Raw genomic sequence first — 15,429 nt, 5'->3', positions numbered from 1 at the left:
CAGCGGCGTGAGGGTTCAACAGAATTTGTAACAGTCCGTATATCCCCACGATACCTAAGCCGAAATGGCAGATGCCCTAGCCAATGGCAAAGAAGTGACCTTGCATGAACAACGGATTACAGTCAGTATCACGGATGCGAATGGCACCACCACCAGTAGCCCGACTGCAGGTTATGTGATCTTTGATCCGGATTACAGCTCTCAGGCTTGGATGATTGAGAATGGGCAGAATAGTGCTTGGATAATGATCGTATTGGCATTAATTGTTTTATGGATTGGCATATATTTAATGCTACTTCCAGTGTTTATTGCATTAGTGGCATATTTAAATGTTATTTTTGTTTTCATTGCTTGGCACGTTACAGCTGCTGTTGACCCAATACATGGACCAAGGCCTTGTCAGGGCAACCATAGCGAATCTAGCGTGGGGGTTATTTCAGCTGCTTTTGTTGCTGCATTCGTAATTGTTGGTGTAGTTGGAACACCACTTCTTATTGTAGAAGGTTTGGCATTTATATCTTTTGCTATTTTCAATGCGCTAATTTCATAGGATGCATAACATGGATATTCATCAGCATCGACAAATTATTGCTTTAATCGTATTTGTATTAGGAGTGGTGATTTCTGTTTATGTAAGTATGTTGATAACAGATGAGATTTTATCCTTGTTAATAAGATCATTTGGGCCTGCATGCAGTACACTTTTTGCATTAAGAATAAGTCGTGCTGGTTCCAGAGTAGATTGAGCTCTGAACATATATCTAGGGGTAGCCCACGATTAGATAAGTCCAACACCGCGGTAGGCTATGTGCCCGGCACCTTACGAACAAACCAAAGACAATAGCGATAAAGTTGAGATGACCGACACCATTGGCTAATGGTAAAGAAGTGACCTTGCGTGAACAACGGATTACGGTCAGTATCACGGATGCGAATGGCGTTACTACCACTAGCAGCCCCACTGCAGGTTATGTGATCTTCGATCCGGATTCCGGTTCCCAGGCTTGGATGATTGAGGGTGGAGCAGGGGAGCGTTTATTGTTACTCTTGTGTTTATGGCGTTTGCCATCGCTATTCCGATTTTGACGATGCTTAGTGGCGGCTTAGCATTGATGCCAATATTCACACTAATGATGGCAATTTCTAATTTTATGAGTTTCCTTGATGGTATGGGTCGAGCTGTAAATGAAGAACAATTTAATCGAGTTGCACTTGCGGCAACAGTTGATGCAGTTTTGGATATTGCAGGAGGCTTTTTTGGCGCTCGATTAGCCGATGATTTTGTTACAGAAAAAAAGTAGAGCTTCTATATCTAGCAACGGCAACGTTATTGTCTATGTTTATGGGAGTATTTAAACCATGAAAATAAAATTCTTTTTTTCAGTAATGATAATTATTCTTAATTACTTATTGTTTCAGTACCTTCAAAATGATCCAAGTCTTTTTGCCAAATTTTTAGCTATCAAAATACTAGAAGTTTTGGTAATTTATTTGTTATTTCTTGCAGGTAAGATGCTGATCGCTCACATGCATGAGAATTTAAAAGAAATATCTCTATTTATTCATGGCTCAGAAAGGTTACTGTTACCCGTTTTTTTTAGTTTATTAATCACAAATAAATTTGAGACAAGCTTAAGGGGCTATGCATTTTTTATATTTTTTATTGTGTTGAGTGATATTTTAAATTGGCAGCAGGCTTTTCTTAGAGATCAAATAAATAAAAATAGCCATGCATTAAATGGATTTGTTCCTGCTAATGCAAATAGCCTTGAGCATTACCTGTATGGGTTGTTAATTTATTTATTAGCAATAATCGCCTGTTTATTCCGTTACTATCGGTATGATATGTAATGGCCTGGAGGAAGAAGCGGCTCGGATATAAAAGTACACTTAAATGCTCTCTATGCTCTGTCAGGTGGCCCTATGTTTTGCTGCGGTTATTATTGGTAAAATCAGCGCCATATGGCCCTAGTAAAAGTGGTTGGGGTGGCCAAGCCAGCATGAACCCTTTGCCGGCGAATACAACGCCCTGTATGTTGATTGGCAAGTCATCAGCCCCCATCAACTGCAAGCCCACCAAGCGAAACCCCAAGCCACGAAAGACAAACTGGCCCAGTTTCAAGCCAACCCGAATGACCCCACCCCCATCCAAAGCCTGAATAAAGATGACCTGACCGGGGCCATCCTCACCAGTAATGTCCTTGCTTGGTTTGCCAATGACGACGGCAACAGCCAGCTCACCGCCCGTAGTCGGGGTGATATGCTACGCTACCGCCTTCCTAGCTATGGGCGGTTTTACAGCGTGATGAAACCTGGGGGCATGTTTGGGAATAACGGCAGTGGCAGCTTTACCGGCGTCATGATGGACATTGCCTTCTCCACCGAAAACGCCAAAGCCAAAGACAATAGCCATGACAAGTTCATTCAGTTTCAACGGCAAGTCGGGGCCGCCGCTTCCGCCTTTGAACACAGTGTGCCAGACAACTCTTTAAAGACCCCAACAAACCGGCAAATGATCCCAGCCAACCACAAGGCATCAGTACCGCCAAGGCTTTAGCGATTGCGGCGGCCCAAGGGCAGAAGATCATCACCCTCAATGCTAACAACAGCGCGTATCACAGCAGTTTACTGGCGAGTGTGCAATACAGCAGTGATGTGAAGAACGACATCATCAATGCCTTGGCCAATGGCAAGGAAGTGACCTTGCATGAACAGCGGATTACGGTCAGTATCACGGATGCGAATGGCGTCACCACCACCAGCAGCCCCACTGCAGGTTATGTGATCTTTGATCCGGATTCCGGTTCTCAAGCTTGGATGATTGAGGGTGGGCAGAATGGTGCGGCAGTAGTTATCGGTTATATTCTAACCATTTTAAGGATTCTAGCTTTAGTATTACTGTTGCTTTCTGCTCCTGCGATAATCTTACAGGCTATTGCACTTATTAATTTTATTCTAGGAATTGTTTCTGTTTTAATTACGTGTGGTGCATCAGGTAACTATGGCGCAATCATTCCTTTGATATGGGCGAGTTTATTCGTTTCTGCGCTCTCGCTAGAGGTCAGTCGAGCATTCACTGGTTTAATGTCTGGGCTAATGGGTATGTTTACTGGTCTGAGTGGTGGGCTGGAAGTGTATGTTGGCAGATCACTTGCATGGCCTAATTGAAAGTAGGGATTATGCAGAATATCTCAATTCTCTTGTTATTTATCCTAGGCCTTTATATAGTCAACCATGCGTTTCAACTACGAAAGCGTACTTTAGATACGTTGGCTTTTGTACGAGTTGATGGACAGTTAGTTAACTTTGAAATTATATGTGCAGATCCGCGATTTGCTTATTACAACCCTAAAAAACCAAATAGAAATACTACAATTAAAGTCCTTTATAAATACTCTTATCATAAGGTAGATTTTTTTGGAACTAACGTATATCGAAATGGAGTAGAACATTTATTGCCACGAGTAAGTCCATCCGAATTCCAAAGTTTAATTTCAAAAACTGGATTGAATGTTTATATTGATCCGTTCAATCCAAATGATTCTGTGCTGTTTGTAGGTTGGGCTCCGATACTCAGAATACAGTTTTTTTCAATTCTCTTTTTCGGCGCTGCGTTGATGATAATCGCCGCTTTTTTAACATATATTTAGGAGTAGACCACGATTAGGCAAACCCAACGCCACGGTGGGCGATGTGCTCGGCACCTGCGCCGACCGTGCAAAACTATAGCTACCCGCTCGGCACCTTGCGAACAAATCAAAGACAATAGCGATAAAGCTGAGATGACCGATACCATTAGCTAATGGTAAAGATGTGACCTTGCATGAACAACGGATTACGGTCAGTATTACCGATGCGAATGGCGTCACCACCACCAGCAGCCCCACTGCCGGTTATGTGATCTTTGATCCGGATTCCGGCTCCTAGGCTTGGATGATTGAGAATGGACAGAGAGGGGCGCAATTGACTCCGTTGCTAGCTGAAGGTATCAGGATGGCCCAGGCAATGATTACAGAATATGGTAGTGCAGATAACGCTCAATCTTATTTAATGCAATTAAGAACACATAGAGAGTGGGAGGGCAATAGCCCAGCAGGTTTTGTACTACGTTGCGCTGAGAATTATATTGCTGGACGAAAAATTTCCGAGTCTTATTCATGTGCTCTACAGCCAGTCACATTTCCAGCAACTTTAAGTTTAGTTGCAATGTGGCAGGGCGCACGCGCAATAAAAAATATTTTTGGATATGAACTACATTCATTAGCAAGCTTAACTGTAGAGTACGCAGGTTATCTAGGAGCTTATCATGGCGCAATTAACCAATGCACTAACTAAGTTTTTTAAAAAAACCTTATTCTTAATTGGGTCGGCAATGATTGGCTTAGTGACTATTAGTGCAATATTAATTAGTCAAAAGAAGAGTTCATTCTCAAATTTTTGCGATGGTATTTTAATATCTAGCACACTAGAAAATGTTTTGGCTATTGCCAACAAAAATGAATATATTGTGTTCAATTTCATTGATTCAAAATCCAAGCTGATGATTCTGAATCAATCGTCAGTATTTGGACGTTATCAGTGTACCGTAACCTTTTCTGATGACAGGAGAGTGGTGACTAAATCACTAATGGCTGCTGATTAAGTGTTGCCAACAAGAATAGTTTTTGCCCAGCCATGTGTATTCAGGAATAGCACTCGCCTAGCTAAACTCAACGCCATGATAGGCGATGCACTCGGCACCTTACGAATAAACCAAAGACAATAGCGACAAAGCAGAGATAGCCGACACCTTGACCAATGGCATAGAAGTCACCTTGCATGAATAACGGATTACGGTCAGTATTACGGATGCAAATGGCATCACCACCACCAGCGGCGCGACTGCAGGTTATGTGATCTTTGATCCGGATTCCGGTTCCCAGGCTTGGATGATTGAGAATGGAGCGAGGGGGGCTTACTTTGGAATGCTAATTTTGTGCATATCACTAACACTTATTTCGTTAATAGGTGTTTTGTCGGCAGGCCCAGCAGGCTTGGCAGTTGTTTTAGGAGCTTTAAGCTTTCTAATAAAGCACTATGCGACAGCGATTGGTGGATTTAGTCAGTCTGAAATGCTCCTGCTGGCAGCCGCTGAGGCTTCATTAGTGATATTAGCTATAGCCATTTTTTCGCCAGCACTTGCTGTTTCTGCAGTAACTATGACTAGCTTTCAGGTTATTTTAGGAACGAAAATCGCTGGTATAGCATGTGGATTTTTGGAATGCGGGGAGTATTTATCTAATTTCCTTGCTCCAGCTTGGATATTTTCAAAATCTCTATTATTTTGATTTAAATATGAAACAACTCTTTGCCGAGATTTATGATTTTATTCGTATGCGTGGACCAGGTTGGAGTGGGTTTGGGAAAGGATATTTTTGGGGAATAGTACTAGGCGCCCTTTTGGTCAGTCTGATTAATTTCATATTTGAGGTAAAGCACTGCGACCAAGAAAAAATGATAGAAATAAAAAGTAAGAAATGCGACTGTGAAAAACATTCCTCCTCTTTAAGTAAGGAATGTGAAAAAAATTGCGCATTTCAAAAAACGTGTGCAAAGATATTGTCTAAGCCCTAGATATTTGCTGATAGTCCATAATGATTGGCTACCGTCTGCCCAGCTATGGGCGGTTTTACAGCGTGATGAAACCTGGGGGATTACCGATGGACAGAAGCTAAAAGTGAAGTAACTGCTATAGCAACTGTAGTGGGCTTGATACATGGTGTCGGCAAATTTTTTCAAATAACAACACTTACATTGTCAAGTTCGCTTGCATTATGGTTTTTGCTATTAACAGTAATTACTCTTGCTGTTATTGAATTGACGATCTGGTTTCTAACAGTTGATCCTAACCAATGTACTAATGGCTTAGCAATGCTAGCTGCAGCAACTATATTGATTGGTGCAGTGGCCCGATTGGCAGGTAAAGCATTGGGGTTTGATGGCCTTCTGTTTAGAATAGCGACTATTTTTACGCCACTGATAGGTGTGGGCGCAACTAAAGCAGCATCCCCGGCATGTGGTAAGTATACATAAATGAAAAATCTATCTGACAATCAGTCTCATGATCAGGCATTAAATACTGCAATCCTGGTTGGATTAGTTCCGCTAGCAGCGTTTTATATGTTTAATGCATGCGATATCAGATTGCGACATAAATTAATAATTCTGTTAATTTGGGCAAGCTTTATTTTTACTTGTTATTTTTGCAATTCTTCAATTTATCAAATCGTATATGAATGTATTATTTTTAGTCTGTTTCTTAACTCTCCTACTTATGTTTTTGCATCAAAAGGAGTTAGAAGAGAAGAAAAAAACTTACTAGCGTTGATTTCTGTATTGCTTGTGGTTTTTTTACTGGTATTTATTGGATATTTTCGAATTTCACAGATATTAAATTCCACAGCAACTTTTTTTTGGATGTCATTAGTATACATAGCGTGGACATATTTATTGATTTCAATTCGATACAGATCAAATTCGATCAACGATATTGATTCATGCTTGGATTTGAGAAAAGATACATCCGATTCCAAAACAGTTATAGATAAAGTTGATTCAAGTGACGCATTACTTCCAGGGCATGTAGACGCTACTGATTATTCCTCTCTGAACCAATCATTAAGCAATGATTTTGACGCAGGCCATAATTAACCCGCTTGAGCAAACTGACCGATGCCCAGCGCTGGCAATGGCAACTCCAGGTTGGGCAAGACACCAGCATCACCCTGTTTGGCGTTACCATTCCCGGTGGCTTTAGCCCATTCATGACTTACACCCAAAATGCTGCCAACCTCAACGGCAAAAGCGTCACCCTTAGCTACACCCCGGCCACCCAAGCTGATCTGCATGTCCCCTGCTTCTGCATAGCGAGTCTGAAATGAGAATAATGATAGCGGTATTAGCGATGATATTAACCTTGCTTACTTTTTACCTTGCGCACAAACACAGACACGTATATCAAAAAAATCGCCAGTACTTGATTTTAAGTTTATTTTTGTGCTGGTTATGTTTTTATGTTTTTCGGGGGCCCCATTAATTAGGCATCGGCATAAAACAGGGGAGTAACTCATGCACGCAATTTTAAATGGAAATATTTCTTCCTCTATTTTTATCCTTGGAGCGTTTTCAGGATTAATGCTCCTCAGTAGACGTGATAAAAAAAGAAAGGACTTATATTTTTTGCTCAGTCTGCCTAGTGCTGTGATAGCTATGGCGCACTTGCTTGGAGTCGAATTAAACCGTTGTTTTTTGCTCTGTAATTTTCTTTTACTGCTGCCATTGCCCGGATTGAGCAATTCATGGATTGAACGGATGCGATGGTTTTTTTGGGTTGGTTGTTTGCTTTTTTTCCCAAACAAACAATTTTTCTTTAATTCTGGAGGCGATGCATCGTACCTTGTGAATGGCTTTATTGTTGGAATTATTCTCCAAATTGTTTTTTTCCTAGCAAAAGCTTTAAAGAACGTATATTCCAGGAAAGGTTGCGATTAGGTAAACTCAATGCCAGGGTAGGCGATTTGCCCGGCACCCGCGCTCGTTCATGCAGACCACCCCTAGCCACTCGGCACCTTCCTCTATCAACAAACTAGGGAAAATAGCGATAAAGCTGTGATGGCCGATGCCATTGGCCAATGGCAAGAAGTGACTCCGAGCCGTTGTCAATGCGAATGACCTGCTGCGGCTTGCCGCGCCACTCGATGATCTAATCCAGTGCCCGTACAACTCGCTAAGCCCAATGCTACGGCAGGCGATGCAGCCTCATCCCGCAAGCAGCAGCCGCGCCCCCAGCAAAACTACCATACCCAGCACAATCGTCAGCATGGGTTTACGGGTGTAATGAAAAAATAACAGCGCACTCAGCACGGCCCACAGCTTGGGGTTGTGCCAATCGAGCGCCAGCGCCCCGTTAATCCGGGCGGCATCCAGAGCAATCAGTGAGAGCAGGGCGCAGGCGGGGGCAACTCGCAACGCGACCTGTAAGCGCAGCGGTAAGGTCGGTGGGTTTTTCGGAATGAGCAAGACCAGTTTGATCATTTGCGTCACCAGCCCCATGCCGAGTAAGGTTAACCAAATTGCGCCGCCACTCATGTCGATTTCCTTTCGGTCTGTGTGGGGAGCCACGCACTCGGCCCCAGCCAATAAGCCAACATGGCGCCGGCTGACACCGCGATGAGCAAACCAAGTTTGAGCGGCAAGGCATGTAGCGCGAGGGCTAAGGTAACCGCCAGCAGCCCGCACCCCCAACCAGCCCGCCCTTGTAAAAACGGCAGGGTAATCGGAATTAAGGCCAAGGTCGCCGCAAACTCCAGCACGCCGTCGCGCGGCAGTTGGCTTGCTAGCACAATGCCAAGGGTTGAGCTGATTTGCCAAGTAACCCAAATGGTCACGGCTGTGCCCAGATAAAAATATTTACCTGTTCCATCTTCGGCGCTGGCTGGCCGCTCAAGCATGCGTGCCAGAAAAACAGCACACCCCAAGTCTGTGTTGACGCCCCCCAATACAAACCGCTGCCAGCGTGGCCAAGCGGCAAAGTAGGGCATCAGATTAGCGCTAAAAATCAAAAAGCGTAGATTAATCACCACGGTTGTGAGCAGCACAATCCAGATCGGCACGCCTGCGGCCAATAGTGGTAAGGCAGCCAGTTGCGCGGCGCCGGCATAGACCAAGACATTCATCCCCACCGCTTGCCAGGCGGTCAAACCTGCTTGCACCATCGCCACGCCGGTGACCAAGCCCCAGGCCGCCATGGCGACCATGGCGAGTTTCACGGCATTAACCCCAGCCCAGAATGCTTGTTTTTTCTCCACGGCGCGCCTGTCCCTAGTTAAGTATTCGCTTAATTGTGGGTATGCTAACAAAAAAGCGGCGGGATTGCAGCCGTGGGCGAGTAAAGTCATGCCGCCCGTCGCAAGCGCTTAACAATCGCTTAAAATATCGCACTTATTCGCATATCGGAGAATCCCTATGTCAATGGCTGATCGTGATGGCGTCATCTGGATGGATGGCAAACTGGTGGACTGGCGTGACGCCAAAATTCATGTGCTGACCCACACCCTGCACTACGGCATGGGCGTGTTTGAGGGCGTGCGGGCCTACAACACAACGCAAGGAACAGCGATATTCCGCTTGCCCGAGCACACCAAGCGCTTGTTGAATTCGGCAAAAATTTTCCAAATGAAAGTGCCTTTCGACTTCGACACGCTGTCGCAAGCGCAATTACAAGTGGTTCGTGAAAACAAACTTGAAAGCTGTTACTTGCGTCCGATTATCTGGATCGGCTCTGAAAAACTCGGCATCGCCGCCAAGCAGAATACCGTTCACGTTGCCGTGGCTGCCTGGACATGGGGCGCCTACCTCGGTGAAGAAGGCCTGCAACGCGGGATTCGCGTCAAAACCTCGTCTTACACCCGGCATCACGTCAATGTTTCGCTTGTTCGCGCCAAAGCCAGTGGTTACTACATCAACTCGATTCTGGCAAACCAAGAAGTGACCGCGCATGGCTATGACGAGGCCATGATGCTGGATACCGATGGCTATGTGTCGGAGGGCGCGGGCGAGAATTTATTCATTGTCAAAAACGGCAAGCTCTATACCCCCGACTTGGCTTCCTGCCTAGACGGCATTACCCGCGACTCGGTCATGACCATTGCGCGTGACCTAGGGTACGACGTCATCGAAAAGCGAATTACGCGTGATGAAGTGTACTGTGCCGATGAAGCCTTCTTTACCGGGACAGCGGCGGAGGTCACCCCGATTCGCGAACTCGATGACCGCCAGATTGGGATCGGCTCACGTGGGCCGGTGACAGAAAGAATTCAAGCCACATTTTTTGATGCCGTCAATGGCCGCAATCCGCAATATGCCCATTGGCTAACTTTGGTGTGAGGAACGCATGACACAAACCGTACAACCCTCTTCAGCGAGCACAGCAGCGGTCGAGGTTGAGCAGCTCCCCGTTTATTGCCCGAACCCTGCGATGCCAATTTGGTGTAGCCACCCCAAAGTGTTTTTAGATGTCAGCAAAACCGGGCAAGCCAAGTGCCCCTACTGTGGCACCGTCTATACCTTAAAAGCTGGGGTAGCAGTCCACGGTCATTAACCCTGGCCCGTCGTCACTGCTCGCGTATGAAGATCTTGCTCGTTGCGCCAAACTGGATTGGCGATTGCCTCATGGCGCAACCGCTCTTTGCCTTGCTCAAGCAGCAGGGCGCGCATTTGACCTTACTCGCCCCCACTTGGGTGGCCCCGCTGGCCAAACTGATGCCAGAAATCGATGTGGTGATGCCGCATGCTTTCGCGCATGGGCGCTGGCAGTGGTCAGCGCGCCGCCAGTTGGCGCGAGAGCTGGCCCAGCTTGGATTCGACGTTGCGGTGGTGTTGCCCAACTCCTTTAAATCTGCACTCTTACCCTGGCTGGCCGGTATTCCTTTGCGTTTAGGGTATCGCGGCGAGTGGCGTAATCCATTGTTGCATCGCTTACTGCCGAACCCGCCCCGTCACCCGCGCCCGCCCATGCATGCGCACTATTTGGCGTTGGCGCAGTTGCTTGATATTCCCATGCCTGCCGCAGCCCCTGTTCCTGCGCTGCAGGTGAGCCCGGCATTGCAGGCAGCGGCGGCGCAGGCGCTAGTTGCGCACGGCATGGCACCGGGACAGCCCTATTGGGTTTTTGCGCCAGGGGCTGAATACGGCCCGGCCAAGCGCTGGCCAACCGCGCATTTTGCAGCCCTCGGCGCGCAAGTGCTCGCGGCACAACCAGAAACCGCCCTGGTGATACTGGGCAGCGCCAACGATGCGCCCTTAGGCGAGGCGATCCGTCAAGCCAGCCCTGTTGCCGTTCAGCCCCAACTCTACAACCTGTGTGGCCAAACTTCGCTCGACATGGCCGCCGCAATCATTGCCCAAGCGCAGCAAGTTATCAGTAACGACAGTGGGCTGATGCACGTTGCGGCGGCGTTGACTGTGCCGCAGGTCGCGATTTTTGGGTCGAGTGACCCCCGCCATACCCCGCCGCGCTCAGCACGCGCTGACGTCATGTGGTTGCAATTATCCTGTAGCCCGTGTTTCAAGCGCGATTGCCCCTTGGGTACCCTGGCCTGCTTGCAGCAAATTAGCCCGCAAGACGTCGCCGACAAAACCAACCTACGCCTTGCGAAAGTAAGCCATGCAACACAATGATTACATCCTGACGCTTGCTTGTCCCGATACGACGGGCATTGTTTATCACGTGAGTGGGTTTCTCTATGAGCGGGGTTGTAACATTCTCGACTCGGCGCAATTTGGCGATGATCAAACCCAGCGCTTCTTTTTGCGCATGCATGTCGATGTGCCATCGCATGAAACGCTCGACTCGCTACGTAACGCCTTTGCCCCGCTGGCTGCGCGCTTTCACATGGATTGGCAATGGCATGATTGCCGGCATAAGCCGCGTTTATTGATTGCCGTTTCCAAAGCGGGGCACTGCCTGAATGATTTGTTATTCCGCTGGAAAAGCGGTCAGTTAGCGGTTGAGATTCCCGCGATTGTGTCCAATCACCCTGACTTCGCGCCACTCGCGGCCAATTATGGGATTCCGTTTTACCACCTCCCGTTGCAGGCTGATAATAAGGCGCAACAAGAACAACGATTGCTTGAGATCGCCGCACAAGAAAAAATCGATTTGGTGGTGCTGGCCCGTTACATGCAAATTTTGTCGGATGAGCTGTGTCGTGCGCTGGCAGGGAAAGCCATTAATATTCACCACTCTTTTCTGCCTAGCTTTAAGGGTGCAAAGCCTTACTATCAAGCGCATGACCGTGGGGTGAAACTGATCGGTGCCACCGCGCATTACGTTACCGCTGCGCTCGATGAAGGGCCGATTATTGAGCAAGATGTTGCACGCGTTGACCATGCTATGGACCCAGAGACCCTCACCGCGATTGGCCGCGACGTCGAGTGTTTGGTGCTAGCGCGTGCAGTCAAATGGCACTGCGAACAGCGCGTGTTATTAAACGGACAACGTACGATTGTTTTTAAATAAGGTGAACAATGCCGCAACCTCCTAAAGCCCTACTCAGCACACCGGAAGAAACCGAACATGCATTTTATGAGGCGCTAGACCACGCCGATCTTGAGGCGGTGATGGCAGTCTGGGCAGAGCATGAAGAAGTCAGCTGCATTCATCCCGGTGGGCCACGCCTGCAAGGCTATGCAGCAATTCGGGCAGCTTTTGCCGAGATCTTCAAGGGCGGGGCAATCCATATTCGCCCGAGTGTTGTCCATGTCGTTGCCGGCGCCGCCGTGACCGTGCATCATGTGGTCGAACATATCGTCATCGCCACCCCGGCGGGGCAAAAGCTGGTCCAAGTTTTAGCGACTAATGTTTATCACAAAACCGATCAAGGCTGGCGCTTGGTGATTCATCACGCGTCGCCAGCATTGGTAGATCAAGACGGTCAACCGCCAGTGCAAGATATTCCTGAGCGCCTGCACTAAGTCAGCGATAGCGACATAACCGCCCGCCACGATAGCGATGCCGCACCTGACCTCTACCTATCGCCCCCCGGCCTGGCTTCCAGGCGGCCATGCCCAAACAATCTACGCTGCGTTGTGGGCACCGCGCCCAACGGTGGCTTATCAGCGCGTTCGTTGGGAACTCCCTGACGGTGATTTTATCGATGTAGACCAACTGCCCGAGCCAGCGACCACAGCAACAACAGCAGCAACCACGCGGCCCTTGGTGGTGCTGTTTCACGGCCTGGAGGGCAGTAGCAAAAGTCACTACGCGCGGGCGCTAATGGCAGTGCTGGCACAAGCTGAATGGGGGGGCTGGGTCATTCATTTTCGTGGGTGTAGCGGCGAGCTGAATCGTTTGCCGCGAGCTTATCATTCTGGCGACAGCGACGAAATTGCTAACTTGCTGGCACGGGTACGCCAAGCGCAACCGCAGCGCCCTATTTTTGCGGTGGGGGTCTCGCTCGGCGGTAATGCCCTGCTGAAAACGTTGGGCGAACGCCCGCTGGAGCATGCGTGGCTGCGTGGCGCAGCGGCTGTGTCGGCGCCGGTCGATCTGCAAGCGGGCGCCGAAGCGCTGGCCCATGGCATCAATCGTCTCTACACCCGCAACTTTCTGCAAACACTCAAAGCCAAAACCCGCGCTAAATTGGCGCACTATCCTGGCTTGGTCGATGCCGAGGCGCTCGCGGCCTGCCGCAATTTCCATGACTTTGACGCCTTGGTTACGGCCCCCCTGCACGGGTTTCGCGATGCCTATCATTACTGGCAAAGCAGTGCCAGCAAACCTTGGTTGCACGCCATTCGTTGCCCAACCCTTGTGTTGAATGCGCGTAATGACAGCTTTTTACCCGCACACCATTTGCCGCTGGCCGACGCCGTCAGCCCCCAAGTGTGGCTCGAACAACCGGCCCACGGCGGGCATGTGGGCTTTGTGGCGGGCGCGTATCCAGGACACTTGCAATGGTTGCCACAACGACTGCTGCAATTTTTTCAGGATCAGCTCCATGGATGACCTGGTCCTGCAAGCCTTGCAAAAGTGGCCGCAGGTTCCAGCGGTTCGCGGCTGGCTAAAACTCGACCCACGGGGGCGCTGGCTCATTCGTCAGCCTGCCGATGCCGCAACCGCAGGCGTGGCCACCCCGCACAGACAGGCCCGCTTTGCGCCGATCACCAATCTGCAGATGATCGCCTTCATCAACCGCAACTATGTGGTGGAGTCCCGCGCACCGGCGTTGATCGCGCCCAACCCAGCCACCGACCCCAAGCCTTGGCAAGCCTATTTTCAAAATGGTCCGCAGCGGGTGTATGTGAATTATGCCCTTGGGCCCTATGTGTGGCGCCTCGATACCGAACCGACAACGGGCACCCAGCGCTTACTTGCACACACGGGGCAGGTTGGCACATCGATTTTGGCCTGCTGGCTGGATGCCGCGCGCCATGTTTGGATTGAAACCGAGTTGGGGACAGGGACGCTCAGCGATCAAGATCTGGCGACGTGGAGCGCCCATTTAGACTGTGCCGCACCAGACTGGCTGGAAGAACTGTTGACCGCAACCGGGCCGCTAACTGAGCTAGCGGGCGCGGCACCCATTGCCTGGCTGTTTAATCAGCAGCGCTACCCGGTTTCTTTACGCCTGCAGGGCGGGCGCTAGCCCCGCGAGAGACTCACTTATCTCCGCTCATACCCGCGCCCAACGCTGCCGCCAACGCAGCAGGGGTTGTTCCAGTCCGTGGTAGCTCAGCATGGCCAAACTGAATGCCAGCATCAGCATCAGCCCATCGTGCTGCCAGCCATTGACCTGCCCGGTAGCCCACTGGCTTAGGCAGCGGGCCAGCCAGTGAAACAGATAGAGCGAATAACTGAGCTTCCCGATGTAAACCAAGACAGGCCGCTGCAAGCCGTGTCGAATTTGAGCGCGCCAAGTCGCCAACATCAGCGCCAGCCGGCCAGTTACCGGTCTGGCCTCCGATTGACTGGCGACACCAGGGCGTACTGGCCATAACAGCCAAGCCAGCAACACCAGTAGCGCGAGGCCCTGTAAGCTATAGCGCCAAGCTTGCCGAAAGCCTTCATCCCTGACCACAAAGCTGATCAGCAAAGCGGCCAGGGCAAGTCCTAGCGCCAAGGCCCGTGACCAAGCGGGCAAGCCTCGCAGCGGCCCGCCCGCCTGGGCGGCTGCGGGGGCGATTTGGGCTTGATAGGCCGCCAGCCAGACGCCCCATACAATCGAATCTAGGCGGGTGTCAGAGCCCAAATATAGGCGGTTGTGCGGCAGGGCGTCGAGCCCTACCCCATACACTAAATAGCAGCGCCACAGGAGCACCAGCACCAACAGCCACACACTCAGGCTTTGCAGCCGTTGGCACAGGGTCGGCAGGGTGGGGCGATCACGGCCCAACCACCAGAGCCAGACCGGAAAGAGCACGTAGAAGTGCTCCTCAACCGCGAGTGACCAGACAATTTGTAAGCTGGCGGGTTGCGCATTGATGGCCGCATAGCCACCATAGATCAAATGATAATTGGCCCAGTAAAACAGACTGGCCAAGACATCCGCCAGCGGTACCGGGCGCTGCATCAGCCAGCGTTCACAAAGGTAAGCCAGCCCGATAAAAAACAGCAAGGCTGGCCCCAATCGCAAGAGCCGCCGTAGGTAAAAATGACGCCAGCTCAAGGCTTGATAACGGCCATATTCTTGCAACAACAAGCGAGTGATGATGAAGCCTGAAATAAAGAAAAAAACCGTTACGCCAAAACCGCCTGGAATCCCGTGGCCGATGCCCAAATGCGACACGATCACCAGCAAGATCGCCAGTGCCCGCAACCCATCTAGCTCGGCGACGTAGCCTGCGTGCGTGTGCCGGTGTGGCCGCGAGAGCGGGGGGAGTGCCGACATC

25 protein-coding genes are annotated in these 15,429 nt (G+C 49.7%); 22 read left to right on the top strand and 3 right to left on the bottom strand.

Translation table 11 applies throughout. The features are described from left to right. Window positions 1-64 precede the first annotated feature (64 nt). From DU000_RS10385 to DU000_RS10335, 15 genes are all read left to right on the top strand, one after another. Window positions 65-550, top strand: coding sequence for a hypothetical protein (locus DU000_RS10385; RefSeq protein ID WP_114403351.1), 486 nt, complete (start codon window positions 65-67; stop codon window positions 548-550). Between the two features lie 10 nt (window positions 551-560). Then, on the top strand, window positions 561-746 hold the full coding sequence (locus DU000_RS12680; protein ID WP_147267004.1) for a hypothetical protein: 186 nt from the start codon (window positions 561-563) through the stop codon (window positions 744-746). Between the two features lie 124 nt (window positions 747-870). Continuing rightward, window positions 871-1,086 carry a hypothetical protein gene (locus tag DU000_RS12755; RefSeq protein WP_158529688.1) on the top strand — a complete coding sequence of 72 codons (216 nt, stop codon included), beginning with the start codon at window positions 871-873 and terminating at the stop codon, window positions 1,084-1,086. Continuing rightward, the gene (locus DU000_RS10380; RefSeq protein ID WP_114403350.1) at window positions 1,056-1,301 is read left to right on the top strand and encodes a hypothetical protein; all 246 of its coding nucleotides are present in this window, start codon (window positions 1,056-1,058) and stop codon (window positions 1,299-1,301) included. Before DU000_RS12755 ends, DU000_RS10380 begins: the two co-directional genes overlap by 31 nt. A gap of 58 nt (window positions 1,302-1,359) precedes the next feature. Continuing rightward, window positions 1,360-1,851, top strand: a complete 492-nt coding sequence (locus DU000_RS10375) for a hypothetical protein (protein ID WP_114403349.1) — start codon at window positions 1,360-1,362, stop codon at window positions 1,849-1,851. Between the two features lie 130 nt (window positions 1,852-1,981). Continuing rightward, complete coding sequence (locus DU000_RS10370; protein ID WP_114403348.1) at window positions 1,982-2,557, top strand: hypothetical protein; 576 nt, start codon at window positions 1,982-1,984, stop codon at window positions 2,555-2,557. Between the two features lie 98 nt (window positions 2,558-2,655). After that, window positions 2,656-3,168, top strand: coding sequence for a hypothetical protein (locus DU000_RS10365; protein WP_147267003.1), 513 nt, complete (start codon window positions 2,656-2,658; stop codon window positions 3,166-3,168). Between the two features lie 837 nt (window positions 3,169-4,005). Next, window positions 4,006-4,335, top strand: a complete 330-nt coding sequence (locus DU000_RS12675; RefSeq protein WP_158529687.1) for a hypothetical protein — start codon at window positions 4,006-4,008, stop codon at window positions 4,333-4,335. Then, window positions 4,307-4,642 (top strand): hypothetical protein, encoded by a 336-nt coding sequence (locus DU000_RS10355; RefSeq protein WP_114403345.1) that lies wholly within the window; start codon window positions 4,307-4,309, stop codon window positions 4,640-4,642. Before DU000_RS12675 ends, DU000_RS10355 begins: the two co-directional genes overlap by 29 nt. Window positions 4,643-4,892: 250 nt before the next feature. Further along, window positions 4,893-5,327, top strand: a complete 435-nt coding sequence (locus tag DU000_RS10350) for a hypothetical protein (RefSeq protein WP_147267001.1) — start codon at window positions 4,893-4,895, stop codon at window positions 5,325-5,327. A 7-nt stretch (window positions 5,328-5,334) separates the two neighbouring features. Further along, window positions 5,335-5,613 (top strand): hypothetical protein, encoded by a 279-nt coding sequence (locus DU000_RS10345; protein WP_114403343.1) that lies wholly within the window; start codon window positions 5,335-5,337, stop codon window positions 5,611-5,613. A gap of 129 nt (window positions 5,614-5,742) precedes the next feature. Further along, entirely contained in the window at window positions 5,743-6,072 is a 330-nt protein-coding gene (locus DU000_RS12670) for a hypothetical protein (protein ID WP_147267000.1), read from the top strand. After that, on the top strand, window positions 6,073-6,690 hold the full coding sequence (locus DU000_RS12665) for a hypothetical protein (protein WP_147266999.1): 618 nt from the start codon (window positions 6,073-6,075) through the stop codon (window positions 6,688-6,690). 5 nt (window positions 6,691-6,695) lie between these two features. Then, the gene (locus DU000_RS12660) at window positions 6,696-6,920 is read left to right on the top strand and encodes a hypothetical protein (protein WP_147266998.1); all 225 of its coding nucleotides are present in this window, start codon (window positions 6,696-6,698) and stop codon (window positions 6,918-6,920) included. Between the two features lie 187 nt (window positions 6,921-7,107). Then, window positions 7,108-7,530: a hypothetical protein gene (locus DU000_RS10335; RefSeq protein WP_114403341.1), complete on the top strand. Its 423-nt coding sequence runs from the start codon at window positions 7,108-7,110 to the stop codon at window positions 7,528-7,530. A gap of 267 nt (window positions 7,531-7,797) precedes the next feature. On the opposite strand, the gene DU000_RS10330 is transcribed toward DU000_RS10335, so the two are convergent. Both DU000_RS10330 and DU000_RS10325 read right to left on the bottom strand, forming a co-directional pair. After that, complete coding sequence (locus DU000_RS10330) at window positions 7,798-8,127, bottom strand: AzlD domain-containing protein (RefSeq protein ID WP_114403340.1); 330 nt, start codon at window positions 8,125-8,127, stop codon at window positions 7,798-7,800. Next, a complete protein-coding gene (locus DU000_RS10325; protein ID WP_158529686.1) occupies window positions 8,124-8,846 on the bottom strand; it encodes an AzlC family ABC transporter permease in 723 nt (240 codons plus the stop codon). Before DU000_RS10325 ends, DU000_RS10330 begins: the two co-directional genes overlap by 4 nt. A 157-nt stretch (window positions 8,847-9,003) precedes the next feature. Between DU000_RS10325 and DU000_RS10320 the strand changes: the two genes are divergently transcribed. Genes DU000_RS10320 through DU000_RS10290 form a run of 7 tightly spaced genes read left to right on the top strand, consistent with a single transcriptional unit; the run spans window position 9,004 to window position 14,186 of the window. Then, window positions 9,004-9,924 carry a branched-chain amino acid transaminase gene (locus DU000_RS10320; RefSeq protein WP_114403338.1) on the top strand — a complete coding sequence of 307 codons (921 nt, stop codon included), beginning with the start codon at window positions 9,004-9,006 and terminating at the stop codon, window positions 9,922-9,924. A 7-nt stretch (window positions 9,925-9,931) separates the two neighbouring features. Continuing rightward, complete coding sequence (locus DU000_RS10315; RefSeq protein WP_114403337.1) at window positions 9,932-10,138, top strand: zinc-finger domain-containing protein; 207 nt, start codon at window positions 9,932-9,934, stop codon at window positions 10,136-10,138. A gap of 26 nt (window positions 10,139-10,164) precedes the next feature. Next, on the top strand, window positions 10,165-11,217 hold the full coding sequence (gene waaF / locus DU000_RS10310) for a lipopolysaccharide heptosyltransferase II (protein ID WP_114403336.1): 1,053 nt from the start codon (window positions 10,165-10,167) through the stop codon (window positions 11,215-11,217). Beyond that, on the top strand, window positions 11,204-12,058 hold the full coding sequence (purU, locus tag DU000_RS10305; RefSeq protein WP_114403335.1) for a formyltetrahydrofolate deformylase: 855 nt from the start codon (window positions 11,204-11,206) through the stop codon (window positions 12,056-12,058). The genes waaF and purU overlap by 14 nt, the downstream gene beginning before the upstream one ends. A gap of 8 nt (window positions 12,059-12,066) precedes the next feature. Beyond that, complete coding sequence (locus DU000_RS10300) at window positions 12,067-12,513, top strand: YybH family protein (RefSeq protein WP_114403334.1); 447 nt, start codon at window positions 12,067-12,069, stop codon at window positions 12,511-12,513. A 37-nt stretch (window positions 12,514-12,550) separates the two neighbouring features. Continuing rightward, on the top strand, window positions 12,551-13,546 hold the full coding sequence (locus tag DU000_RS10295; protein WP_114403333.1) for a YheT family hydrolase: 996 nt from the start codon (window positions 12,551-12,553) through the stop codon (window positions 13,544-13,546). After that, window positions 13,539-14,186 (top strand): DUF2946 family protein, encoded by a 648-nt coding sequence (locus DU000_RS10290; protein ID WP_158529685.1) that lies wholly within the window; start codon window positions 13,539-13,541, stop codon window positions 14,184-14,186. The genes DU000_RS10295 and DU000_RS10290 overlap by 8 nt, the downstream gene beginning before the upstream one ends. A gap of 27 nt (window positions 14,187-14,213) precedes the next feature. Here DU000_RS10290 and DU000_RS10285 read toward each other — a convergent pair whose 3' ends face one another. Next, the gene (locus DU000_RS10285) at window positions 14,214-15,428 is read right to left on the bottom strand and encodes an acyltransferase family protein (protein ID WP_114403331.1); all 1,215 of its coding nucleotides are present in this window, start codon (window positions 15,426-15,428) and stop codon (window positions 14,214-14,216) included. Window position 15,429: the final 1 nt, after the last annotated feature.

The sequence above is a fragment of the Parvibium lacunae genome, assembly GCF_003335215.1.
GTDB classification, from domain to species: Bacteria; Pseudomonadota; Gammaproteobacteria; order Burkholderiales; family Burkholderiaceae_D; genus Parvibium; species Parvibium lacunae.
Note: the sequence above shows the minus strand (reverse complement) of the source record. Positions and strands in the feature narration are given on the sequence as shown.

Bases quoted from the DNA above. Each gene is read 5' to 3' on its own strand.
- DU000_RS10385 (WP_114403351.1), top strand. From the start codon at position 65: ATGGCAGATGCCCTAGCCAATGGCAAAGAAGTGACCTTGCATGAACAA.
- DU000_RS12680 (WP_147267004.1), top strand. From the start codon at position 561: ATGGATATTCATCAGCATCGACAAATTATTGCTTTAATCGTATTTGTA.
- DU000_RS10380 (WP_114403350.1), top strand. From the start codon at position 1,056: ATGGCGTTTGCCATCGCTATTCCGATTTTGACGATGCTTAGTGGCGGC.
- DU000_RS10375 (WP_114403349.1), top strand. From the start codon at position 1,360: ATGAAAATAAAATTCTTTTTTTCAGTAATGATAATTATTCTTAATTAC.
- DU000_RS12675 (WP_158529687.1), top strand. From the start codon at position 4,006: ATGATTACAGAATATGGTAGTGCAGATAACGCTCAATCTTATTTAATG.
- DU000_RS10355 (WP_114403345.1), top strand. From the start codon at position 4,307: ATGGCGCAATTAACCAATGCACTAACTAAGTTTTTTAAAAAAACCTTA.
- DU000_RS10345 (WP_114403343.1), top strand. From the start codon at position 5,335: ATGAAACAACTCTTTGCCGAGATTTATGATTTTATTCGTATGCGTGGA.
- DU000_RS12665 (WP_147266999.1), top strand. From the start codon at position 6,073: ATGAAAAATCTATCTGACAATCAGTCTCATGATCAGGCATTAAATACT.
- DU000_RS10335 (WP_114403341.1), top strand. From the start codon at position 7,108: ATGCACGCAATTTTAAATGGAAATATTTCTTCCTCTATTTTTATCCTT.
- DU000_RS10330 (WP_114403340.1), bottom strand. From the start codon at position 8,127: ATGAGTGGCGGCGCAATTTGGTTAACCTTACTCGGCATGGGGCTGGTG.
- DU000_RS10320 (WP_114403338.1), top strand. From the start codon at position 9,004: ATGTCAATGGCTGATCGTGATGGCGTCATCTGGATGGATGGCAAACTG.
- DU000_RS10315 (WP_114403337.1), top strand. From the start codon at position 9,932: ATGACACAAACCGTACAACCCTCTTCAGCGAGCACAGCAGCGGTCGAG.
- waaF (WP_114403336.1), top strand. From the start codon at position 10,165: ATGAAGATCTTGCTCGTTGCGCCAAACTGGATTGGCGATTGCCTCATG.
- purU (WP_114403335.1), top strand. From the start codon at position 11,204: ATGCAACACAATGATTACATCCTGACGCTTGCTTGTCCCGATACGACG.
- DU000_RS10300 (WP_114403334.1), top strand. From the start codon at position 12,067: ATGCCGCAACCTCCTAAAGCCCTACTCAGCACACCGGAAGAAACCGAA.
- DU000_RS10295 (WP_114403333.1), top strand. From the start codon at position 12,551: ATGCCGCACCTGACCTCTACCTATCGCCCCCCGGCCTGGCTTCCAGGC.
- DU000_RS10290 (WP_158529685.1), top strand. From the start codon at position 13,539: ATGGATGACCTGGTCCTGCAAGCCTTGCAAAAGTGGCCGCAGGTTCCA.
- DU000_RS10285 (WP_114403331.1), bottom strand. From the start codon at position 15,428: ATGTCGGCACTCCCCCCGCTCTCGCGGCCACACCGGCACACGCACGCA.